This window comes from Mesorhizobium sp. RCAM 05099, assembly GCF_059683685.1.
Genome location: NZ_CM185035.1, coordinates 204,536 through 225,233, shown reverse-complemented (window position 1 = coordinate 225,233; position 20,698 = coordinate 204,536). Strand labels below are relative to the sequence as shown.

24 protein-coding genes are annotated in these 20,698 nt (G+C 63.7%); 12 read left to right on the top strand and 12 right to left on the bottom strand.

The features are described from left to right. Positions 1–73: 73 nt before the first annotated feature. Positions 74–1,117, top strand: a complete 1,044-nt coding sequence (locus tag AC56QQ_RS01040; protein ID WP_497125215.1) for a 2-dehydropantoate 2-reductase — start codon at positions 74–76, stop codon at positions 1,115–1,117. Here the strand turns inward: AC56QQ_RS01040 and AC56QQ_RS01035 are convergent. From AC56QQ_RS01035 to dapD, 4 genes are all read right to left on the bottom strand, one after another. Then, the gene (locus AC56QQ_RS01035) at positions 1,083–1,793 is read right to left on the bottom strand and encodes a hypothetical protein (protein WP_489858952.1); all 711 of its coding nucleotides are present in this window, start codon (positions 1,791–1,793) and stop codon (positions 1,083–1,085) included. The genes AC56QQ_RS01040 and AC56QQ_RS01035 overlap by 35 nt on opposite strands. 21 nt (positions 1,794–1,814) lie before the next feature. Then, a complete protein-coding gene (locus AC56QQ_RS01030; protein ID WP_497125214.1) occupies positions 1,815–2,192 on the bottom strand; it encodes a DUF805 domain-containing protein in 378 nt (125 codons plus the stop codon). Continuing rightward, positions 2,185–2,346, bottom strand: coding sequence for a DUF805 domain-containing protein (locus AC56QQ_RS01025; RefSeq protein WP_497129263.1), 162 nt, complete (start codon positions 2,344–2,346; stop codon positions 2,185–2,187). The genes AC56QQ_RS01030 and AC56QQ_RS01025 overlap by 8 nt, the downstream gene beginning before the upstream one ends. A gap of 271 nt (positions 2,347–2,617) precedes the next feature. Further along, on the bottom strand, positions 2,618–3,472 hold the full coding sequence (gene dapD, locus AC56QQ_RS01020) for a 2,3,4,5-tetrahydropyridine-2,6-dicarboxylate N-succinyltransferase (RefSeq protein WP_497125212.1): 855 nt from the start codon (positions 3,470–3,472) through the stop codon (positions 2,618–2,620). Between the two features lie 227 nt (positions 3,473–3,699). Between dapD and AC56QQ_RS01015 the strand changes: the two genes are divergently transcribed. Continuing rightward, complete coding sequence (locus AC56QQ_RS01015) at positions 3,700–4,539, top strand: LOG family protein (RefSeq protein WP_489858956.1); 840 nt, start codon at positions 3,700–3,702, stop codon at positions 4,537–4,539. A gap of 54 nt (positions 4,540–4,593) precedes the next feature. Here AC56QQ_RS01015 and AC56QQ_RS01010 read toward each other — a convergent pair whose 3' ends face one another. Next, a complete protein-coding gene (locus AC56QQ_RS01010) occupies positions 4,594–5,301 on the bottom strand; it encodes a pyrimidine 5'-nucleotidase (protein WP_489858957.1) in 708 nt (235 codons plus the stop codon). 161 nt (positions 5,302–5,462) lie between these two features. On the opposite strand from AC56QQ_RS01010, the gene AC56QQ_RS01005 reads away from it, so the two are divergent. From AC56QQ_RS01005 to AC56QQ_RS00995, 3 genes are all read left to right on the top strand, one after another. Beyond that, positions 5,463–6,224, top strand: coding sequence for a GGDEF domain-containing protein (locus tag AC56QQ_RS01005; protein ID WP_489858958.1), 762 nt, complete (start codon positions 5,463–5,465; stop codon positions 6,222–6,224). A gap of 185 nt (positions 6,225–6,409) precedes the next feature. Further along, positions 6,410–6,592: a hypothetical protein gene (locus AC56QQ_RS01000; RefSeq protein WP_256752417.1), complete on the top strand. Its 183-nt coding sequence runs from the start codon at positions 6,410–6,412 to the stop codon at positions 6,590–6,592. Next, positions 6,589–8,028 (top strand): GMC oxidoreductase, encoded by a 1,440-nt coding sequence (locus AC56QQ_RS00995; protein WP_497125211.1) that lies wholly within the window; start codon positions 6,589–6,591, stop codon positions 8,026–8,028. The genes AC56QQ_RS01000 and AC56QQ_RS00995 overlap by 4 nt, the downstream gene beginning before the upstream one ends. An 89-nt stretch (positions 8,029–8,117) precedes the next feature. On the opposite strand, the gene AC56QQ_RS00990 is transcribed toward AC56QQ_RS00995, so the two are convergent. Continuing rightward, the gene (locus AC56QQ_RS00990; RefSeq protein WP_497125210.1) at positions 8,118–8,285 is read right to left on the bottom strand and encodes a hypothetical protein; all 168 of its coding nucleotides are present in this window, start codon (positions 8,283–8,285) and stop codon (positions 8,118–8,120) included. Between the two features lie 95 nt (positions 8,286–8,380). On the opposite strand from AC56QQ_RS00990, the gene AC56QQ_RS00985 reads away from it, so the two are divergent. After that, a complete protein-coding gene (locus tag AC56QQ_RS00985; protein ID WP_497125209.1) occupies positions 8,381–8,881 on the top strand; it encodes a MarR family winged helix-turn-helix transcriptional regulator in 501 nt (166 codons plus the stop codon). 46 nt (positions 8,882–8,927) lie between these two features. Here the strand turns inward: AC56QQ_RS00985 and phhA are convergent, their stop codons facing one another. Then, positions 8,928–9,764: a phenylalanine 4-monooxygenase gene (phhA, locus tag AC56QQ_RS00980; RefSeq protein ID WP_497125208.1), complete on the bottom strand. Its 837-nt coding sequence runs from the start codon at positions 9,762–9,764 to the stop codon at positions 8,928–8,930. A 140-nt stretch (positions 9,765–9,904) separates the two neighbouring features. On the opposite strand from phhA, the gene AC56QQ_RS00975 reads away from it, so the two are divergent. Continuing rightward, positions 9,905–10,381 (top strand): Lrp/AsnC family transcriptional regulator, encoded by a 477-nt coding sequence (locus tag AC56QQ_RS00975; protein ID WP_091575722.1) that lies wholly within the window; start codon positions 9,905–9,907, stop codon positions 10,379–10,381. A gap of 110 nt (positions 10,382–10,491) precedes the next feature. Further along, entirely contained in the window at positions 10,492–12,039 is a 1,548-nt protein-coding gene (gene bchE, locus AC56QQ_RS00970; protein ID WP_497125207.1) for a magnesium-protoporphyrin IX monomethyl ester anaerobic oxidative cyclase, read from the top strand. Positions 12,040–12,200: 161 nt separating this feature from the next. On the opposite strand, the gene argB is transcribed toward bchE, so the two are convergent. The 3 genes from argB to AC56QQ_RS00955 form a co-directional block, all read right to left on the bottom strand. Next, positions 12,201–13,094: an acetylglutamate kinase gene (gene argB / locus AC56QQ_RS00965; protein ID WP_497125206.1), complete on the bottom strand. Its 894-nt coding sequence runs from the start codon at positions 13,092–13,094 to the stop codon at positions 12,201–12,203. Positions 13,095–13,256: 162 nt separating this feature from the next. Beyond that, entirely contained in the window at positions 13,257–14,258 is a 1,002-nt protein-coding gene (locus AC56QQ_RS00960; protein WP_497125204.1) for an amidase, read from the bottom strand. Then, positions 14,189–14,755, bottom strand: coding sequence for an amidase family protein (locus AC56QQ_RS00955; protein WP_497125203.1), 567 nt, complete (start codon positions 14,753–14,755; stop codon positions 14,189–14,191). The genes AC56QQ_RS00960 and AC56QQ_RS00955 overlap by 70 nt, the downstream gene beginning before the upstream one ends. A gap of 150 nt (positions 14,756–14,905) precedes the next feature. Between AC56QQ_RS00955 and AC56QQ_RS00950 the strand changes: the two genes are divergently transcribed. From AC56QQ_RS00950 to msrB, 4 genes are all read left to right on the top strand, one after another. Beyond that, positions 14,906–15,445 (top strand): sigma-70 family RNA polymerase sigma factor, encoded by a 540-nt coding sequence (locus AC56QQ_RS00950; RefSeq protein ID WP_091575726.1) that lies wholly within the window; start codon positions 14,906–14,908, stop codon positions 15,443–15,445. Further along, a complete protein-coding gene (locus AC56QQ_RS00945; protein ID WP_497125201.1) occupies positions 15,442–16,164 on the top strand; it encodes an anti-sigma factor in 723 nt (240 codons plus the stop codon). The genes AC56QQ_RS00950 and AC56QQ_RS00945 overlap by 4 nt, the downstream gene beginning before the upstream one ends. A 214-nt stretch (positions 16,165–16,378) precedes the next feature. Next, a complete protein-coding gene (locus AC56QQ_RS00940; RefSeq protein WP_497125200.1) occupies positions 16,379–16,936 on the top strand; it encodes a fasciclin domain-containing protein in 558 nt (185 codons plus the stop codon). 213 nt (positions 16,937–17,149) lie between these two features. Further along, positions 17,150–17,653 (top strand): peptide-methionine (R)-S-oxide reductase MsrB, encoded by a 504-nt coding sequence (gene msrB / locus AC56QQ_RS00935; protein WP_489858966.1) that lies wholly within the window; start codon positions 17,150–17,152, stop codon positions 17,651–17,653. A gap of 118 nt (positions 17,654–17,771) precedes the next feature. On the opposite strand, the gene AC56QQ_RS00930 is transcribed toward msrB, so the two are convergent. Together AC56QQ_RS00930 and AC56QQ_RS00925 are read right to left on the bottom strand one after the other, a co-directional pair. Next, positions 17,772–19,367: a DHA2 family efflux MFS transporter permease subunit gene (locus tag AC56QQ_RS00930; RefSeq protein ID WP_497125199.1), complete on the bottom strand. Its 1,596-nt coding sequence runs from the start codon at positions 19,365–19,367 to the stop codon at positions 17,772–17,774. A 22-nt stretch (positions 19,368–19,389) separates the two neighbouring features. Then, positions 19,390–20,571 carry an HlyD family secretion protein gene (locus AC56QQ_RS00925; protein ID WP_497125198.1) on the bottom strand — a complete coding sequence of 394 codons (1,182 nt, stop codon included), beginning with the start codon at positions 20,569–20,571 and terminating at the stop codon, positions 19,390–19,392. Between the last annotated feature and the right edge of the window lie 127 nt (positions 20,572–20,698).

The window sequence follows — 20,698 nt, the reverse complement described above, 5'->3', positions numbered from 1 at the left end:
TTAATGGCCGACGATACCGCCGACATTATGGTTTTCATGTCGTATAATTGTGGGCTCCGGGGGGAGCGACAGGATGACAGACGGGGACAAAACAATCGTCATTGCCGGCGTCGGCAGCATTGGCTGCTATGCCGGCGGCTGCTTGGCGCTCGCTGGACGCCGGGTGATTCTGCTCGCCCGGCCGCGTGTCGAGGCGGCATTGCGGCAAGGCGGATTGCGGGTCAGCGACCTCGATGGCCACGACCGTTCCCTCAAGGCGGAAGCACTTATCGTCACCACCGATCCCGCCGTTGCCTTGCCGAAGGCGGATGTGATCCTGGTCACGGTCAAGAGCGGTGCGACCACGGATATGGCCGCCCTCATCAAGGCCCATGCCCGTCCTGATGCTGTCGTGGTCAGCCTGCAGAATGGGGTCGACAATGCCGACAGGCTGCGTGCCGGGCTTGACGGGCGAAGGGTGCTGGCCGGCATGGTGCCATTCAATGTCGTGCAGTCGCCGGACGGCGAGTTGCCGCTGCGCGTGCATCGCGCCAGCGACGGCAAGGTGATGATCGAGGACGGCGACGCCGGCCTGATCGGCCTCCTCGGCGTCGAAGGGCTTGCGGTCGAAGCCCATGGCGACATGCAGGCCGTGCTGTGGGGCAAGCTGCTGATGAATTTGAACAACGCGCTGGTCGCGTTGTCGGGCCTGCCGTTGGCGAGGGAACTCGCCGACCGTCGCTGGCGCCTGATCCTGGCGGGTCAGATCGACGAGGCGCTGCAGGCGATGAACGCGTCGGGCATCGCGCCGGCGCGGATCGCCGGCCTGCGGCCAGCACTGCTGCCGAAGGTGCTCCGGCTGCCGGACTGGCTGTTCAGGCTGCTGGCGCGACGCATGCTCGCCATCGCCCCCGAGGCGCGCTCGTCGATGTGGGACGATCTGCAACGCGGGCGGCCGACGGAGATCGACGACCTGCAGGGCGCGATCCTGCGGCTGGCTGAAAAGGCGGGCACATCGGCGCCTCTGACAAAACGGGTCGCGGCGCTGGTGCGCACCGCCGAACAGGAAAAACGAGGACCACCCGGCCTGGCGCCGGAACAGGTCAACGCGCGGCCAGACGGCCGTCGATCAGGGTGATCTTCTGCCAGATCTTGCGCGACAGGTTGGACGCCAGGTTCTCGATGTCGTTGACGCCGTCAATGACCACATCGTCATTGACCGATTGCGCGAACAACGCGGCGATCTTGCCGGTGATCGACAGCATTTCGGAGCAGTAGTCGAGGTAGCGGGCAAGGTCGGCGGCGTTGGTGATGCGGGCCGGCGAATGTTCGGTCGGCTTGAAATTGGCCGACAGCGCCGCCGGATCCTTGGTCAGCTGGTGCATGTCGATGACGTGGATCAGCGATCTGAGGCCGTGCAGCTGGCGAAACACCTGCTTGCGCTTGATACGCTCCTCAGTGCGGATCAACGCCAGGAAACCGAGCACGGCAAGGATGATCATGTTGATCGTGGCCTCGATGCCTTGCACCGACTGCACCGCATCGTCGGCCTGGGAAATGTGAATGAGCGGCAGGATGGTGCCGACAAACAGAAAGATCAGCGCGCCCGCGACGACCGCAGCGATGATGAGCCCGCGCAGCCACCAGATCGGCGCTTCGAGCGCCTTCGCCGCCTTGGCCAGATCGCGCGACAGCGAGACCAGCTCGGCGGCAACGCCGCGCAGTCCGGCTTCGGGAAAACGGTCGGCGATCCGCTCTTCCAGCCGTTCGGCGGTTTCGACGATCAGTTTCGGATCAAGCGTGCGGTAGCGCATGGCGAGATATCCGGCCGGCCCTCATGACTGGGCCGGCTCGTTGGTGCGCCGGCCATAGCGGTTGGGCCCAGGCTGCCCTGAAAACAGGCACAACACAAGGAAGGCGACGATCGAGACGACCGGCACGAACAGGATCAGCGCGGCAATGCCCGGCTTGTCGAGGTCGTGCAGGCGCTTCACCGCCAGCACGATGTTCGACCATAGCGAGGCGATGAAGGCGATGAAGAAGATGAACGACCACATGTTGCTCTCCGCCGAGCCTTCCGGCACCAGCGTGAAGCGATAGAGCGGAAAGGCCTGGATGATGGCGACGAGCAACCCGCCAAGAAAATAGGCCGCGCGGCTGACGCGGCCCGAGGTTTTGAAGAAAAGCCAAGTGAGATTTGATCTGTCAGGCAAGCGGGTCCGGTCCGTATTGATTGGCACCCCTGGTGCCTTCGAGAATGCCCAGTTCGACCAGCAGCCAGATGCCGCCGATGACGGGTACGAGGCCGATCAGCGTCCACCAGCCCGACTTATTCCGGTCGTGCCAGCGTTTGGCATAGAGAGCAATCGCGAAATAGATAGATGCCAGCGCGAAGAGGATGCCGATGATGCCGACCTGGCCACCACTGGCGGTGGTGAAACGCGGCCGAGGATCGCGTCGAGAATGAAGGCAACAATGCCGATAACGATGAATATGCCGATGCCGGCCCAGAACTTGGCCCGATTGATGCGGCCGTCAAAACTCGTCAGCAGATATTTCCAGTCCATGTCACCCCTCCATGTTGAACCAGCGCGACCGATTGTCGCGCCGGGGAAGGTGCACTCGCTTGCGGCAAAGATCAATCGCGCAGCAATTCGTTGATCGAGGTCTTGGAGCGGGTCCTGGCATCGACCCGCTTGACGATGACGGCGCAGTAGAGGCTGGGGCCAGGCTCACCGTTGGGCAAGGGCTTGCCGGGCAGCGATCCGGCGACGACGACGGAATTGGCCGGCACCTCGCCATAGAAGACCTCGCCGGTGGCGCGGTCGACGATCTTGGTCGACTGGCCGATGAAGACGCCCATGCCGAGCACCGAGCCTTCGCGCACGATGCAGCCCTCGACCACCTCGGAGCGCGCGCCGATGAAGCAATTGTCCTCGATGATAGTCGGGCCGGCCTGCATCGGCTCCAGCACGCCGCCGATGCCGACGCCACCCGACAGATGGACGTTCTTGCCGATCTGGGCGCAGGAACCGACCCCGACCCAGGTGTCGATCATGGTGCCTGAGTCGACATAGGCGCCGACATTGACGAAGGACGGCATCAGCACGGCGCCCGGCGCGATATAGGCCGAGCGGCGCACGATCGATCCCGGCACGGCGCGGAAGCCCGCCTTTTCGAAATCGACGGCGCTCCAACCGTCGAACTTCGACGGCACCTTGTCCCACCACACGGCCTGGCCGGGACCGCCCTTGATGATCTCCATCGGGTTGAGCCGGAAGGACAACAGCACCGCCTTCTTCAGCCACTGGTTGACATGCCACTTGCCGTCGGCCTGGCGCTCGGCGACGCGGGCTGTGCCGCGATCAAGCAGGTCGAGCGCCGACTGGATGGCGTCGCGCGTCTCGCCGCGGGTCGCCGTCGAAATGGCATCGCGTTCCTCGAAGGCCTTCTCGATGGTCTTCTCGAGGCTTGCCAGATCGGCGTTCGACATGAATTCGCTCCATTACCAAGCTGTTAAGGGGCTGCGCCTTAACCTGTTTTGAAAGTCGCGCGGACCCTGGGCATGCTTCGCCTGCCCAGGTCTTTGCCTGTAACAGGTTCTTGTCGCAAAACCGCAGGACACTTTTGCGGAACCTGCTTAAGTGAAGCCCTGGTGAGGGTCAATCGCGGCTGCGTCATGGGACGGCGCAAGTGAAGAACTGGACGGGTAACGCAACTATGACTCCTATGGAAAAGGCGGGATGGACGCCGCTGCCGCATTCGGATGAGGATCTGGAGCGGTCAAGAAGCGTGCCGGACACGCCGCAGACGCGGGCCGAGACATACCGGCTGGCGTGGAACGATCCCGACTTCATGACGCGGCGCGAACTGCGCGCGGTCAGGCTGCAGCTCGAACTCTTGAAACCGGAAATGATCCTGGCCGAGCGCGGCATCCGTTCGACGGTGATCCTGTTCGGCGGCGCGCGCCTGCCCGAGCCCGGTGGTGAGGCCTGGGCGGCCAAGAACGAGACGCAGAAGAAGAACCTCGAGGAAAACAGCAAATACTACGAGGAAGCGCGCAAATTCGCCCGCCTCTGCTCGCAGCAGTCGGCGACCTCATATTACCGCGAGTATGTCGTGGTGACCGGCGGCGGGCCCGGCGTGATGGAAGCCGGCAACCGTGGCGCCGACGATGTCGGTGCGCCGTCGATCGGACTCAACATCGTGCTGCCGCACGAGCAGGCGCCAAACGCCTATGTGACGCCGGAGCTCTGCTTCAACTTCCACTATTTCGCCATCCGCAAGATGCATTTCGTCATGCGCGCCAAGGCCGTGGCGGTGTTTCCCGGCGGCTTCGGCACGATGGACGAGTTCTTCGAGACGCTGACCCTGATCCAGACCGGTCGCATGGAGCGCGTGCCGGTGATCCTGTTCGGCAAATCGTTCTGGAAACGGGCGATCGACCTCGACTTCCTCGCCGAGCAGGGCACGATCAGCCCCGGCGACCAGGACATCATCGATTTCGTCGACACCGCCGACGAGGCCTGGGGCATCATCAGCCGCTTCTACAATCTGTGAGAGCGTGGCGGAGCCCCTGATTGCAGGCCGGCATCACCTGAATATCGACAACCCTCAGGCAGCGACCTCGACGATCGCCGTCAGGAAGGCGGCGAGATCGTCGGTGACGAAATCGACATCGTCTTCCTGGGCGGGATCGCGCTCCCAGATTTCGGAAAAGGTCGGCTCGAAATTGCGCGGCACCACGAGCACCGTGGTCATGCCCAGCGACTTCGGCACCGAAAGGTTGCGGGCAAGATCCTCGAACATCACCGCATTGTGGCCGGTGACGGCGTGGAGCGCGGCGAACTTCTCGTAGGTCTGGCGCGCCGGCTTGGGATTGAGCCCGGCGGCGACGATGTCGAAGATATCGTCGAAATGGTCGAGGATGCCGAGCTGGCGCGCCGTGCGTTCGGCGTGCTTGCGGTCGCCATTGGTGAAGATGAACTTGCGGCCCGGTAGCTGGCGGATGGCGGTGCCGAGAACGGGATCGGGCACCAGCCATGAATAGTCGATGTCATGCACCTTCTCGAGGAAATCGTCGGGGTCTATGCCGTGACGCGTCATCAGCCCGTTGAGCGTCGTGCCGTATTCCAGATAGAGCTCCTTTTGCAGCTTGCGCGCCTCGTCGCGCGGCAGCGCCAGGAGCTCGCCGACATAGGCGGTCATCTTGACGTCGATCTGCGAGAACAGATTCGAATGGTGCGGATAGAGCGTGTTGTCGAGGTCGAACACCCAGTCGGTGACGTGGGCGAAGCGGGCGGGATCGGGGAGCGTTGTCATGCGATCCTTATGGCATGAAACGGGCATTCTGAAAGCGACTTTATCCACAACCTATGCGCGTCGAGGGGGCAGAAAATGCCGTCACGATTCAAATTTTAGACAACCGGGAAAGGTGGCCTTCAGGGCTTGCTGGCAGAGAGGCAGTCCTGTGGGAGCAAGCGATGAGTCGTATATTTCTGAAGTCCGCCGCGATCGCCTTCGCCTCCGTCGCCGCCTCTCTCCTGCTGACGCTGATCATCGTTCCGGCAATGGGATTTCCCATCAACCGGACGATCTGGCTGACCTCGACGGTTTGCCCGCTCGTCATTGCCTGGATCGCCGGCGCCAGCACATTCTGGCAGAGCGACAGGCTGAAGAACGCGCATCGCGATCTCGCCCGGGCGCACGCCCAGCTCGCCGCCGCGCATCGCCGCCTGGAGGAAAAGGCGAGCCGCGACGACATGACCGGCATGCTCAACCGGGAGAGTTTCTTTGCCGCACTCGACGGCTCCAGGCGCAAGTCCGATCGCGGCGCGTTGCTGATCATCGACGCCGACCATTTCAAGAGGATCAATGACAGCTTCGGCCACCTGACCGGCGATGACGCGTTGCTTTTGATCGCCAGCGCGATCGAGCGCGGCGTGCGCAGCGGCGATGTGCTCGGCCGCATCGGCGGCGAGGAGTTCGGCGCCTTCCTGGTCGGTGCCACCGAACAGGAGGCCAAGCGCGTCGCCGAGCGCATCCGCCGCGAAGTCGAACTGATCCGTTTCCGGCCCATCGACGAGCGGACCATCCCGCTCACTGTCAGCATCGGCGGCACCGTCTGCGGCGAGGAGGCCAACGTATCGGACCTGATGCGTGCCGCCGACCGGCGCCTTTACCAGGCCAAGCACGGGGGCCGCAACCTGACGATCCTCGACACGGATATCTCCGCGGCGGCGTGATTAGTCCGCCGATCCGGTACAGCCGGCCTGTTAACGAATTTCTAACACTGTTTGCATCCGGTTGCGCCGTTTACCCGGTTTTCGCTGACTTGTGGGCAAGCTTGGCACGAAATTGGCTTTTCCTTCAGGGCATGTGCCGTTCAGGGAATGCCATGCGCAGTCGAGGCCCCATCGAGAGACCTGTCATGAGTTTCTTCAAGAAAATGTCGCGCCGCAGCATCGTGCAGGCGCTGATCGCACTGCCTGCCCTGTCGTTGTTCCGCAAGCTGCCTGATGCCAACGCGTCCGATAGCGATCCATCCCACGCCGACCCGAATGAAATCGTGGAGGTCAATGGCTGGATCCTGAAGCGGAGCGACCTGGCATGATCTTCGACAGCTACGAGGGGTATCGCGCCACCAACTTCAAGCCCAAGGTCTGCATCCTCGGCTCCGGACCGGCCGGCACCACCATTGCCCGCAAGCTTGGCGCCGCCGGCATTCCGGTCGTGGTGCTGGAGGCTGGATCGAGGGAGTTCAGCGACGAGTCGCAGGATTTCTATCGTGGCACCACGGTCGGTGATTTCTACTTCGATCTCGATATCACCCGGCTGCGCTTCATGGGTGGCAGCTCGAACCACTGGGCCGGCTGGTGCCGCGTCCTCGACAAACAGGATTTCGAGCCAAAGGCCTGGGCACCCGATACCGGCTGGCCGATCCGCCGCGCCGACATCGAACCCTATTTGCCTGAGGTGCACGACATCCTCGAACTTCCCGATTTCCGGCCGGATGTGCCGATCTCGGACGACATTCGCTGGGTGCAGCTGATCAAGAGCCCGGCGGTGCGTTTTGCCGAAAAATTCGCCGACGAGCTCGACAAGAGCAGGAACATCGCGGTGGTGCTCAACACCTATGCCACCGAGCTTGCCGGCGACGGCAAGCGAGTGACAGGGGCCAGGCTGTGGTCGAACGGGCAGGATGCCGGCTCGTTCAGCGCCGACTATTTCATCGTCTGCACCGGCGGGCTGGAGAATTCACGTCTGCTTCTGTGGTCGAACCAGCGCTCGAACGGTGGCGTCGTGCCGAATGCGACGGCGCTTGGCCGCTACTGGATGGAGCACCCGACCTTCGAGGGCGGCAATGCCATCCTGGCCGACTATGGCGAGTTCGAGGTCGATGCCGTCAACGAGGCCTTCTTCTCGCCGACGCTGGCCGCCATGGAACGGCTGCGGATCATGAATTTCGGCATCAGGCTGATCGAGACGCCTTACGCCGGGATCAAGCACGTGATCGCCGACCTCGCCTGCACGGCGCCCGACATGGCCGAGTGGGTCGCCTATCAGCTCAGCCAGAACCTGCGCTGCGCGGCCCAGCTTTATGTCGCCTGGGAACAGGCGCCGCTGGCCTCCAACCAGATCGAACTGTCGAAGACCGATGTCGACCATGCCGGCGTGCCGCGCATCGAGCTGCACTGGAAGAAGTCGGAGCTGGAACGCCGCACGCTTGTCGAAGGCCTGAAGCTGTTCGGCACGACACTCATCGAGAAGGATCTCGGTCGTGTTCGTCTGATCGACTGGATTGCCAACGGCGAGGATTATCCGACCAACGAGGAGACCGCGGGGCACCATCACATGGGTGGCACGCGCATGGGCACCGACATCACCAAGAGTGTGGTGGACGCCAACTGCAAGGTGCACGGCATGGACAATCTCTATGTCGGCGGCTCCTCGGTGTTCTGCACATCCGGTCAAGCCAACCCGACGACGACGATTACCGCGCTGGCCTGCCGGCTGGGCGAGCATCTGAGCAAGGTGGTCGCCGTCTGAGCGGCTTGCCGAGACAGGCTCGTCCTTTATCATTGCAATGTCATGCCTGCCGGCGCCGATGCCGGGGCCGGCAGAAACCCGGCATGGTTTCAAAAACCGTAGACGGCGATGCGCAGCAGCACGGCAGCGGCGGCCAGCGCCACAAGCAGAATGCCGAGGCCGATGGGGGAGCCCCAGCCGTACCATTCCATCGCCAGCTTGGCGTATTTGAACTCGTCCTCATGCGAGGGGGGCTGCCGCTGTTGAATCAAGCTCATTTTTTCACTCCTGGTCGGCGGCTCGCCCTTGCCTTGTCCGAGCTGGAGCCGCATATTGCTGTTACAGTCTAAATGTTAGACAGATTGATAATTAGATGATCGAAATAAATTCGTCAAGCGGGAATCGCGACCAGACGGCGAGGGCTATCGGCCTGGCCATCATGCAGTGGCAGGACGCGACCCAGGCCTATGACGAAGCGGTGGGGGCGAGACTCGGGCTGAACATGGCCGAACGCCATTGCATCGGGCTGCTCCATGGCGGCCCGCAATCGGCCGGCGCGGTCGCGACCGCGACCGGGCTGACGCCGGCCGCGGTGACCGCGCTGATCGACCGGCTTGAGGCGCGCGGCCTGCTGACGCGCACGCGCAGTCTGGAAGACAGGCGCAAGGTGGTGATCGAGGCGACCGAGGCGACGCGGAAACTGTCGGCGCGCTACTACGGCGCCATCGCGCGGGAAGGCGAAAAGGTCATCGCCACCTTCAGCGACGCCGAACTCGCTACCATATCGCGCTTCGTCAACGCCGCGCTCGACCTGCAGCGCGACCAGCTGGCGCGACTGAAGGCCGAAGGGCCGGACACCCCAAACGGGCGATAGGGGTGCCGATGCCTCCCGCCCGTTTGAGGGCGGGAGATCACCACAGCTAGACCGTCGCCGGATCGAGCGCCGGCTGGCCCTTGCGGCGCGCGACGATCGCTTCGAAATCGGCGGTCTGGAAGGCATCGCGCAACGCATCGAAGGACGGCAGCACGAAATAGGCGCGCTGGAACTTGTCGATCTCGTAGCCGGTGCGCATCACGGTTTCGAGGTCGAAGGGCACGTGATGGGCGTCCTTGCTGTCGACGGCAAACTGCAACTCGGTAAAGGACGACATCAGGCCGGCGCCAAAGGCCTTCAGCGGCTGGCCTGTCTCCTGCATCAGGCCATACTCGGCCGTGTACCAGTAGAGCCGGGTGATCATCTCGTCGCCACCCAGCGCGATGATGTCGCCGGCCTTCTTGCCATACATCTGCATGAAGTCGGCGAACACCGGTTGCGACAGCACGGGCACGTGGCCGAAGAAGTCATGGAACATGTCCGGCTCGACGATGTAGTCGAGTTCCTGCCTGGTGCGCAGCCAGTTGGTGACCGGAAAGCGGCGGTTGGCGAGATGGTCGAAGAAGGGCGCGGCGGGAATGAGACCCGGAACGGCGACGATCTCCCAGCCGGTCAGCTTGCGCAGCTTGCCGCTGACCTCCTCGAAGTCGGGGATACGGTCGAGAAGGCCGAGTTTTTCGACACCGTCGAGATAGGAGTGGTGGGCGAGCTTGCGCGTCAGTTTGGTCTGGCGGTCGCACAACGTGCGCCACACCGCCTGTTCCTCGGCGCTGTAATCGTAACCCTGCGCCACGGTGAAATCGGCACGGCAGACAGAATAGTCGCCGCGCAACCCTTGCGCCGCGCAATCGCGGGCGTATTCGGCAACGCTCATCGTCGTCATGGTTTTTCTCCTCGCAAATCATGAGTGGCGAACGGTGCCATGAGGCTAACCGGATCTGCCGAGGCAAATCGGTTTTGATGATGGCTCGAACGGAATATTCGAGATAATATTCACTCAATTAATGCCTACCGGGAGTGAAAATGCCTCAATTCGATGATTTCGAGATCAAGATGCTCGATGTCCTGCAACGCGATGGACGCAAGCCCGTCTCCGAACTGGCGCAAGAGATCGGCCTGTCGACGACGCCCTGCGCGCGACGTTTCGAAGCGCTGCAGGATGCCGGCATCATCAAGGGTTTTGCCGCGGTGATCAGCCGCCGGGCGGTCGGCCTGATGGTCGAGGTGTTCATCCAGGTTCGCCTTGTCAGCCACAGCGACGGCTCGCCCGAAACCTTCATTGCCGCCGTCCAGCGCATGGACGAGGTGTCCTCGTGCTGGACGATGACCGGCGACCATGATTTCCTGCTGCATGTCATGGTGCCGTCGGTCGACGAGCTCAACGCCTTCGTCATGCACCGGCTGATGCGGCTCGACGGCGTGCGCGACGTGCACACGCAACTGGTGCTGCAGAACATCAAGGGACCAGGCCACGTGCCGCTCGGCCATCTCAGGCGATGATGGTGCTCGGCATTCCTGCGGAAAAGCTGCACGCAAACTGCTGAAACGGGCCAAGCGCGCGTCCATATCGCCGGCCAGCATGCGCGGACCAACTTCCCAGGAGGTCCGCCGTGAAAATCGTCCTGATCAATCCACCGCACACCGCCATCGGCAGCCGCGTGCCGGACGACCACCTGCCGCCGCTCGGCCTGCTGGCGCTCGGCGGTCCGCTGATCGATGCCGGCCACGAGGTGCGGCTCGTCGATGCCGAATTCGGGCCGATGCCGCTCGACATGGTGGTGCGCAACGCGCTCCACGACTGTCCCGACTTCGTCCTGATCGGCCATTCCGGCTCGACCTCGGCGCATCCGACCGCCCTGCTCATCGCGCGCATGATCAAGGATCGCGAACCGGCGACCATCATCATCTATGGCGGCGTTTTCCCGACCTATCACTGGCGCGACATCCTCACGGCGACGGAAGTCTTCGACTTCATCGTGCGTGGCGAGGGCGAGGCGACCGTCGTGGCGCTGGTCGAGGCGCTGGAGATGCACCAGCCGCCGGCGAGCGTGGCCGGCATCGCCTTTCGCGACGATCTGCGCCGCCCCTTCGCGACGCCGCCGGCAATGACCATTTCGGAACTCGACGCCTACCGCGTCGGCTGGGAGCTGATCGATCACCGCCGCTACAGCTATTGGGGCGGCAAACGTGCCGTGGTGATGCAGTTTTCACGCGGCTGCCCGCATCTGTGCAACTATTGCGGCCAGCGCGGCTTCTGGACCCGCTGGCGGCATCGCGATCCGGTGAAATTCGCCAAGGAGATTGCCTGGCTGCACCGGGAACACGGCGTCGAGCTGATCAACCTCGCCGACGAGAATCCGACGGTTTCGAAGAAGGCCTGGCGCGCCTTCCTCGATGCCATGATTGCGCAGAACGTGCCGGTGCTGATCGTCGGCTCGACCCGCGCCGACGACATCGTGCGCGACGCCGACATCCTGCATCTCTACCGCAAGGCCGGAATCATCCGCTGGCTGCTCGGCATGGAAAACACCGACGAACAGACGCTCCAATTGATCCGCAAGGGCGGCAGCACCTCATCCGACCGCGAGGCGATAAGGCTGCTGCGCCAGCATGGCATCCTGTCGATGGCGACCTGGGTGGCTGGCTTCGAGGATGAAGGCTTTCGTGATCTGTGGCGCGGCTTCCGCCAGCTCCTTGCCTATGATCCGGACCAGATCCAGGCGCTTTATGTGACGCCACACCGCTGGACACCGTTCTTCAGGATCGCGCGGGACCGCAAGGTGATCCAAAGGGATGCCCGGCTGTGGGACTACAAGCACCAGGTGTTGCACATGACGCGGCTGAAGCCGTGGATGCTGTTCTTCAGCGTCAAGCTGATCGAGCTGGCGGTGCAGTCGCGGCCGAAGGCGCTGGCCCGCATCCTGTTCCACAAGGACCCCGAGCAGCGGCACTCGATGCGCTGGTACACGCAAATGGGCCGCCGCGTCTGGTTCCGCGAGGTCTGGGGCTTTCTGGTCCGCGACCGCCGGGTGCAGGACGGCCCGACGCTTGCCGAGTTCTGGGGCGCGCCGCAGGACGCCGAGGAGGAATCGATGACCGTTCAACGATCAGCGCGAAAGCTGACATCATCCGGGATCACGATTTTGCCGAGCCCCTGACTGTTATTGCCCTCGGTTAAGGTGTGTTGAGTTTCAGGTCAGGCCGAGCCGAAAACGGTGGCTTTCGAGAACCGGAGCGCAGCGGACGTTCGGGTCCGTGAGCACCGGAAGCCGAAAAAGCCGTCGTTTGCAGGCCAGCATCACCTGAATATCAATACACCTCAGGGAACGATCAGCGTGCCGGCGCCGTGTTCGGTGAACAGTTCGAGCAGCACCGCATGCGGCGTCTTGCCGTTGAGGACGACGACGCCTTCGACGCCGCGCTCGATCGCTTCGATGCAGGTTTCGACCTTGGGGATCATGCCGCCCGACACCGTGCCGTCCTTGATAAGCGCCTTGGCCTCGGCGACGGTCAGTTCGTCGATCAGTTTCTTGTTCTTGTCGAGCACGCCCGGCACGTCGGTGAGGAACAGCAGGCGCGTGGCCTTGCAGGCGCCGGCAATGGCGCCGGCGAAGGTGTCGGCATTGATGTTGTAGGTGTGGCCGTCGCGGCTCGGCGCCACCGGCGCCAGCACCGGGATCATTTCGGAGCGCGCCAGAAGGTCGAGCAGAGTGCGGTCGACCTCGACCGGTTCGCCGACGAAGCCGAGATCGAGCACGCGCTCGATGTTGGAGTCGGGATCGATCATCGTCTTGCGCGCCTTTTCGGCGAACACCATGTTGCCGTCCTTGCCGCACAGGCCGATCGCCCATTCGCCCTCGGCGTTGATCAGCGCCACGATCTCCTTGTTGATCGAGCCGGCCAGCACCATCTCGACGATCTCCACCGTCTTCTGGTCGGTGACGCGCAAGCCGCCTTCGAACTTGGATTCGATGCCCATCTTGGCCAGCATGGCGCCGATCTGCGGACCGCCGCCATGGACGACGATCGGATTGACGCCGGACTGCTTCAACAGCGCGATGTCGCGGGCGAAGGCCTTGCCGAGTTCGATATCGCCCATGGCGTGGCCGCCATACTTCACCACGACCGTCTTGTTCTCGTAGCGCTGCATGTAGGGCAGCGCCCGCGAAAGCAGGGCGGCCTGCATTTCGGCGGTGGCGGTTATCTCCGTCATCGGCGTGGTTCCTGGCTTCTGGTTTCATGCATGCCGTTGTCCCAAGACCGCTAGGCACTTTTGGGCGACATGCACTTGGAAAGAACGGCGGCGTCTTAGCGGGAATTGCGGCGGCCCGCAAATGGCTTTGCTGTCATATTCGAGCGCCTCACGACGTCGTCATCATGATGGCACCATCAGCGGCGCCCTGCGGCCCAGCCAACCCGAGATCTTCTCCATCTGCGCGGCAAGCGACAGCAGCGTCTCCTCGTCACCCGGCCGGCCGGCCGCCTGGATGCCAAGCGGCAGGCCGGCGTCGGTGACATGGACGGGCAGCGCGATCGACGGCTGGCCGCTGACATTCTGGATCGCCGGCCAATGGGTGAACCAAAGGCTCTTGTCCATCAGCTGGCCGAACAACGGCTTCAACCTCAACAAGGGCGTGAGGTGCAGCTTGTCGAGCAGGTTTTCGATGAGGTCATCGGCGCCCTTCGGATCCATGGCGCCGCAGGCGAGCGGCGGGTGGGCAATGATCGGCATCAGCACGGCATCATACCGCGCGGTCTCCTCGATCAGGCGTCGCGAGGTGGCATGCAGCCGCTGCAGGCCGGCATAGGTCTCGCCGGCCGAGACCATTTCGCCCAATCGGCCGAGCACCCGCGTGGCGCGTTCGATGTCGCCGGCAACCGAACGGCCGACGCGCAGCGCTTCGGCCCGCATCGTGCCGGCGACGGCCGAGGCAACCGTCCTGCAGAAGTCGGAGATGAAATCGCGCCCGATGAAGGGCAGGTCGATTTCCTCGACCGCATGGCCGCCCTCGCGGGCAAGCGCCACCGCCGTGTCCAGCGCCTTCAACGTCTCCAAAGAAACCGGCAGGTCGAGCGGCGATTTTCGGTACACGGCCAGCTTGAGCTTGCCGGGATCGCGCGCGGCGGCGGCGGCGAATGTGCCTTTCGGCGGTGGCGCCGCATAGGGCGACAACGGGTCGGGCCCGTGGGTGAGATCGAGCAACAACGCCGAATCGCGCACCGAGCGGGTGACGGCATGGTCGACCACCATGCCGTACCAGCTTTCGCTCACCAATGGCGTCAGCGGTATACGGCCGCGCGACGTCTTCAGGCCGACAAGCCCAGTGCAGGCGGAAGGCACGCGGATCGAGCCGCCGCCATCCGCGGCATGCGCCACCGGCACGACGCCGGCGGCGACCAGCGCCGCCGCGCGCCGCCCGACGAGCCGCCGCTGGTGTGACCGGTGTTCCACGGATTGCGGGTGATGCCGAAGGCTTTGGATTCGGTCATCAGCCGCAGCCCGTGCTCCGGCGATGTCGAGGTGACGATCGGAACGAGCCCGGCGGCGAGATAGCGGTCGGTCAGCACCGAATTGACATCGGCCAGCCATGCCGGAATGCGGCTGCCGCCATGTGTCGGTACGCCCTTGATGGCGATGCCGAGGTCCTTGATGGCGAAGGGAACGCCGGCCAGCGGCAGCGAGCGGTCGATGGTCTTCGCCCGCGCCCGTGCGGCCTCATATAGCGGCTCGGCCGTGGCATTGATGTCGGGACGGGTGGCTTCGGCGCGTGCAATCGCCGCTTCGGTCAGTTCGATCGGCGAAATCTCGCCCTTGCGGACCAGGTCGGCAAGGCCGGTTGCGTCTTGCGCCCACAATGTATGCCCAACCGACATGCGCGCTCCCCCATCACAACCGGCAAGCTAGCCAGTCGTGATTCCGTTGGCAATCGATGGACCGACCGCAGCGGCAAACGCGGCAGGGTTTGGCGTGCACAAGCCGATTTCCGCCGTTGCAAATACAGTGCGATCCCCTAATTTGCCTGCATGACGCCGCAGGACATCACCAAGCTGATCGTCCGGACTTCGATGAAGGATCGGGCCGCGTTCGATCTGCTCTACCGGCAGACCAGCGCGAAACTTTTCGGCGTCTGCCTTCGTGTATTGAATGACCGGGGAGATGCCGAAGAAGCGCTGCAGGAGGTCTTCGTCAAGATATGGATGAAGGCGGACCGTTTTGCCGTCTCCGATCTGAGCCCGATCTCCTGGCTGGTGGCGATCGCGCGCAACCATGCGATCGATCGCATAAGAGCGCGGCGCAAGCCTGCCGTCGATATCGATGCCGCGCTCGACGTGGCCGATCCGGCGCCGGGGCCGGAGGCGATGGTGGTGGCGGGCGGCGAATCCGAACGCATCCATCATTGTCTCGATGAGCTGGAAAAGGACCGGGCAGCGGCGGTCCGGGGCGCCTATCTCAAGGGCGAAAGCTATGCCGAACTGGCGGAGCGCCATGGCGTGCCGTTGAACACCATGCGTACCTGGCTGCGCCGCAGCCTGCTGAAACTCAGAGAATGTCTGGAAAGATGACGCTCGCGGAAGACAACGGACCGGAACGCGGAGGCGACGACCTGCTCGCCGCCGAATACGTTCTCGGCGTGCTGTCGGCGGACGAGCGGCAGATCGTTTCCCGACGCATCGACGCGGACACGGATTTCGCGCGGCTTGTCGACGGCTGGGAGGTCCGCCTTTCGCCCATGGCCGCCGCATACCCGGAAATCGAGCCGCCGGCTTCCGTCAAGATCGCACTCGATCGCCGGCTGTTCGCGTCAACCGCGACCGCGCCCGCTGAAGCGCGCGCTGGGCTGTGGTCCAGTCTGGCCTTCTGGCGTGGCCTCGCGGCAGCCGCGGTCGCCGCGCTGGCGATCTACATTGCCGTGCCCTACCTCAATCCGCCGGTCGTCCAGCCGCAGGCGCGCCTCGTCGCCTCGCTGGCCGCCGATGGCAGCGATGTCAAATATCTTGCCATCTATGATGCCGCGCATCACGAGGTCGACCTGTCGCACGTCTCCGGTGAGCGCGCCGCCGGCAAGGACTTCGAACTGTGGATGATCGAGGGCAAGAACCCGCCTGTCTCGATGGGCGTCATCCCCGTCGGCTCGACGGCGCATATCGTCGTCTCGCCGGCCGCCCAGCAGAAGCTCGCCCAGGGCGCGGTGCTCGCCGTCAGCCTCGAGCCGGCAGGCGGTTCGCCGACCGGCCAGCCGACCGGACCGGTGGTCGCGGCGGGCGATCTGAAGAGCATCTGACCCACGCTACCAACATCACAATGAAGACTGAAAGTCTATCTGCTTCTTCACGCGCTGTCGGAAGCTTGTGTGCCGGCAAAGCGTTTCCCGCCGAAATCTCGTCGCAGGCAAATAAAATCAAAAAAATACCGATATTCTGAAACTCATGCATTTGTGCTCCGTATCTCCTCGCGTCCCCAAGAATGGGAAGAGAAAACCCGAGGAGTTAGACATCATGCGTAAATTCGCCACCCTTTTGCTTGCCGGTACGATCGCTGTTTCCGCGCTTGCCACCGCGGCCTACGCCGAAAACCCGATGGTTGGCGGCGCCGCCATGTATGCCAGCAAGAACATCGTCGAGAATGCCGTCAATTCGAAGGATCACACGACGCTGGTCGCCGCCGTCAAGGCAGCCGGCCTGGTCGAGACGCTGCAGGGCGCCGGTCCGTTCACCGTGTTCGCGCCGACCAACGAGGCCTTTGCAGCCCTTCCGGCCGGCACGGTCGAGACGTTGCTGAAGCCCGAGAACAAGGACAAGCTGACCAAGATCCTGACCTGCCATGTCATCGGCGCCAAGGCGATGGGGGCGGATGTGGCCGCGATGGCCAAGGCTGATGGCGGCACCCACAAGGTCAAGACGGCTGGCGGCTGCGAACTGTCGCTCAAGGCGGATGGCGGCAAGGTCACCGTGACCGACGAGAACGGCAATGTCGCCAATGTGACGATCGCCGATGTCGAGCAGTCCAACGGCGTCATCCACGTCATCGACAAGGTTCTTTTGCCGAAGATGTAACAAGGGGCTTGCCGCGAGCGAAATTGCGGCATGGGCTCTTCGTCGATTGCATGGTCTCGCTCCCGTGATCCGCAACCGACCCGCGCACTCCGTGCCGTCCACGTTCAGATGTGGAACGGCGCGGAGTGTTCGTGCGAGGGAGCCATCGTCACCGGCTTTTGATTTCCGCGCGGCGGTATAGTTTGGCAAAGAGACAACAGGAGGAACCTGGTCATGAACCGTCGCGACTTTCTTTTGAGCGGTGTCGCCGCGATCGGCGTCGTCGGGGCCGCGGCCACCGTGCTGCGCATGGGCAATCCGCAGGCCGCGCAGGCCGCCGAAAAGTTCGAGGTCACCAAGACCGAGGCCGAGTGGAAAGCCATCCTGTCGCCGGCCGCCTTTGACGTGCTGCGCAAGGAAGGCACGGAATATCCCGGCACCAGCCCGCTGCTCAACGAACACCGCAAGGGCATTTTCGCCTGTGCCGGCTGCGACCTGCCGGTCTATCCGTCCGAGACGAAGTTCGATTCCGGCACCGGCTGGCCGAGCTTCTGGCAAGAGATCGCCAATGCCATCGGCAAGACCGAAGACAGGTCGCTCGGCATGACCCGCACCGAGGTGCACTGCCGCCGTTGCGGCGGCCATCTCGGCCACGTCTTCGACGATGGCCCGGCGCCGACCGGCCTGCGTCACTGCATCAACGGCGTGGCACTGACCTTCAAGCCCGCTACGGCCTGACGAGATTCAACCGCGAAACAAAAAACTCCGGGCTTTGTGGCCCGGAGTTTTTTGCGTGGTCAGGCATTTTCGGGCGTGGACTGGAGGAGCTTCCCGAAATTTCTGTCCACGTTCGGTATCAGTGGCCGCCACCGCCTCCGCCGCCGGCCGGAGCCGGCTTTTTGATCAGCATGGTGAACAGGCCGAGCGTCGCGAACAGCAACGTCAGCAGATAGAACACGTCCATGAAGGACAGCAGCGCCGCCTGCTGCTGGACCATGCCCGACAGCTTGGAGATCGCAGCACTCGTGGCGTCCAGACCGGCGGTCTGCTCGAAGTTGAGCGTCATGGTCTGCAGCTTGGTCTGCGCGGCCGCACTGCCCCACTGCACGTGCTCGGAGAGCCTTGCGTAGTGGAAGGCATTGCGATCGATCAGCACGGTGTTGATGATGGCAAGGCCGACGGCGCCGCCGAGGTTGCGGGTGAGATTGAACAGGCCCGAAGCGTTCTTCAGCCGCTCGGGCGGCAAAGTGCCGAGCGCGATGTTGTTGATCGGCACCATGCACAGCATCATCGAACAGCCGCGCAGGATCTGCGGAATGAGCAACTCATAGAAGTCCCAGTCGGCGGTCAGATGCGTCATCCACCAGGTGCCGGTGGCGAAGCCGAAGAAGCCGATCATCATCATCAGCCGCAGGTCCATCTTGCTCGACAGGATGCCGGAGATGGGCGCGGTGAAGAACATGGCCAGGCCGCTGACGAACAGCGCCTCGCCGATCATCATCGAATCGTAGCCGCGGATGCGACCGAGGAACACCGGGTAGAGATAGGTCAGGCCATAGAGGCCAACGCCGATGACGAACGAAAACAGCGAGCCGAAAGCGAAGTTGATATTGCTGAACGCCTTCAGGTCGACGATCGGCTCCTCGGCGGTGAAGGCGCGCCAGAAGAACAGCACCGCGCCGACGGTCATGATGACGGCACAGATGAGCACTGCCTGATCCTGCAGCCAGTCATTGTTCGGGCCTTCCTCGAGCACATACTCCATGCAGCCGAGGAAGGCAGCCATGCCGGCGAGGCCCCACCAGTCGAACTTGCTGAACAGCTTGAGATTGGGCTTGTCGAAATCGATCAGCGACCAGGCCGCCGTCGTCACCAGGATGCCGGGCACGACATTGACCAGGAACAGCCAGTGCCAGGACATGGCATGGCTGATATAGCCGCCAACGGTCGGGCCAATGGTCGGCGCCAGCGTCGCCACCAGGCCGATCATCGGCGAAACGATGGCGCGGCGCGAGGGCGGAAAGATGGTGAAGGCCGCGGCAAAGACGCTCGGGATCATGCCGCCGCCGATGAAGCCCTGGACGGCGCGGTAGACGATCATCTGGTCGATGTTGGTGGCGGTCGCCGCCAGCGCACTGGCGGCGGTGAAGCCCGCCGCCGCGGCCGTGAACAGCACGCGCGTCGACAGCATCCGGCTGAGGAAGCCCGACAGCGGGATCATGACCACCTCGGCGATCAGATAGGCCGTCTGCACCCAAGGGATATCGTCGGAGCTGGCGCTCAGGCCGGCCTGGATCTCGGACAGCGAGGCCGAGACGATCTGGATGTCCAGGATCGCCATGAACATGCCGAACACCATCGCCAGGAAGGCGATGACGCGGCGCGTGGAAATGGTATCAGGCACGGCCGGCCTCGCCGGCAGCGATCCTGCGGTCAGGGTTGCGGTTGCCATGGCATTGCTCCCCGGCGTCCGATCAGTTCGACGCGGTTGGCGCGGTGCGGCTGTCGACGGCGACGACGACGCTCAAGCCGGCGCGCAGCCTGCCGCTCTTCAGCACGTCTGCCGGCACGTCGATGCGGACCGGAACGCGCTGCACGACCTTGGTGAAGTTGCCGGTGGCGTTTTCGGGCGGCAGCAGCGAGAACACAGCACCCGAAGCCGGCGCCAGCGACGAGACGGTTCCCTCGAAATCCTGGCCGTCGGTCGCATCGACCGAGATCTTGACCTTCTCGCCGGGAACCAGCCGGGCAAGCTGGGTCTCCTTGAAATTGGCGACGATGTAGAGCTTGTCCATCGGCACGATGACGGCGAGCTTTTGGCCGGGGCTGACGAGGTCGCCCTGCTCGACCGAACGGTTGCCGACGACGCCGTCATAAGGCGCCTTGAGCACGGTGAAGGAAAGGTCCCGCACCGCCTTGTCCCGGCCGAGCTGCAGCGATGCCAGCGTGCTTGCCGATTCGGCTCGCTGCGCCTGCAGCACGCCGATATTGGCCTGCGCCGCGGCGATCTGCGCGTCGGCGCCGACAAGCGCGGCATTGGCTTGCTGGACCGCCGTCTGGGCATCATCCAGCTGCGCCTGCGTGCCGACATGCGTCTTGAGCAGTTGCGAGGCGCGCGCGGCGACCTTCGCCGCATTGTCGGCGGCGGCCTGGTCGGCTGTCTTCTGCGCCTGCGCCTGCTGCAGCGAGGCCCGCGCCGCTTCGGTCTGGGCGTCGATGCGGTCGAGCGTCTTGCTCAAGGTGGCGATCTGCGCCTCGGCCTGGGCGACGGCTATTCTGTAGTCGCCGTCATCGACGACGAGCAACGGGTCGCCAGCCTTGACCTTTTGGTTCTCGCTTACCTTGATCTGATCGACATAGCCGGAAATCTTTGGCGAGATGAACGCCATGTCGGCCTGGACATAGGCATCGTCCGTCGAGATCATGAAGCGGCCCGTGGTCCAGTAGTTGTAGCCGTACCAGGCGCCGGCGCTCAGCAGGGCAACGCCGATGATCGGCAGCAGGAAAGAGCGAACGGAACGCTTCTTTTTGGCCGGCGTTTCCACCGGAGCCGTGGTTACGGGCTCGACCGGTGCGCTTGGCGCTTCCGTCGCCGGGGCAACCTTGGCGTTGGGGAAGGGACGGACTTCGGCGGTGGTGGGTGCATTCGAGGACATGACATCTCTCTAAAATAACAATACTGAACCGTTCGGTTCGATCCGGGCGTTGACATAGCGCGGAAAGAGGACCATATCAAGAGGCAATCGAACCGGTTGGTTCGAATTATTTTCGAGGTGTGACTTT

Bases quoted from the DNA above. Each gene is read 5' to 3' on its own strand.
- AC56QQ_RS01040 (WP_497125215.1), top strand. From the start codon at position 74: ATGACAGACGGGGACAAAACAATCGTCATTGCCGGCGTCGGCAGCATT.
- AC56QQ_RS01035 (WP_489858952.1), bottom strand. From the start codon at position 1,793: ATGCGCTACCGCACGCTTGATCCGAAACTGATCGTCGAAACCGCCGAA.
- dapD (WP_497125212.1), bottom strand. From the start codon at position 3,472: ATGTCGAACGCCGATCTGGCAAGCCTCGAGAAGACCATCGAGAAGGCC.
- AC56QQ_RS01015 (WP_489858956.1), top strand. From the start codon at position 3,700: ATGACTCCTATGGAAAAGGCGGGATGGACGCCGCTGCCGCATTCGGAT.
- AC56QQ_RS01010 (WP_489858957.1), bottom strand. From the start codon at position 5,301: ATGACAACGCTCCCCGATCCCGCCCGCTTCGCCCACGTCACCGACTGG.
- AC56QQ_RS01005 (WP_489858958.1), top strand. From the start codon at position 5,463: ATGAGTCGTATATTTCTGAAGTCCGCCGCGATCGCCTTCGCCTCCGTC.
- AC56QQ_RS01000 (WP_256752417.1), top strand. From the start codon at position 6,410: ATGAGTTTCTTCAAGAAAATGTCGCGCCGCAGCATCGTGCAGGCGCTG.
- AC56QQ_RS00995 (WP_497125211.1), top strand. From the start codon at position 6,589: ATGATCTTCGACAGCTACGAGGGGTATCGCGCCACCAACTTCAAGCCC.
- AC56QQ_RS00990 (WP_497125210.1), bottom strand. From the start codon at position 8,285: ATGAGCTTGATTCAACAGCGGCAGCCCCCCTCGCATGAGGACGAGTTC.
- AC56QQ_RS00985 (WP_497125209.1), top strand. From the start codon at position 8,381: ATGATCGAAATAAATTCGTCAAGCGGGAATCGCGACCAGACGGCGAGG.
- phhA (WP_497125208.1), bottom strand. From the start codon at position 9,764: ATGACGACGATGAGCGTTGCCGAATACGCCCGCGATTGCGCGGCGCAA.
- AC56QQ_RS00975 (WP_091575722.1), top strand. From the start codon at position 9,905: ATGCCTCAATTCGATGATTTCGAGATCAAGATGCTCGATGTCCTGCAA.
- argB (WP_497125206.1), bottom strand. From the start codon at position 13,094: ATGACGGAGATAACCGCCACCGCCGAAATGCAGGCCGCCCTGCTTTCG.
- AC56QQ_RS00955 (WP_497125203.1), bottom strand. From the start codon at position 14,755: ATGTCGGTTGGGCATACATTGTGGGCGCAAGACGCAACCGGCCTTGCC.
- AC56QQ_RS00950 (WP_091575726.1), top strand. From the start codon at position 14,906: ATGACGCCGCAGGACATCACCAAGCTGATCGTCCGGACTTCGATGAAG.
- AC56QQ_RS00945 (WP_497125201.1), top strand. From the start codon at position 15,442: ATGACGCTCGCGGAAGACAACGGACCGGAACGCGGAGGCGACGACCTG.
- AC56QQ_RS00940 (WP_497125200.1), top strand. From the start codon at position 16,379: ATGCGTAAATTCGCCACCCTTTTGCTTGCCGGTACGATCGCTGTTTCC.
- msrB (WP_489858966.1), top strand. From the start codon at position 17,150: ATGAACCGTCGCGACTTTCTTTTGAGCGGTGTCGCCGCGATCGGCGTC.
- AC56QQ_RS00930 (WP_497125199.1), bottom strand. From the start codon at position 19,367: ATGGCAACCGCAACCCTGACCGCAGGATCGCTGCCGGCGAGGCCGGCC.
- AC56QQ_RS00925 (WP_497125198.1), bottom strand. From the start codon at position 20,571: ATGTCCTCGAATGCACCCACCACCGCCGAAGTCCGTCCCTTCCCCAAC.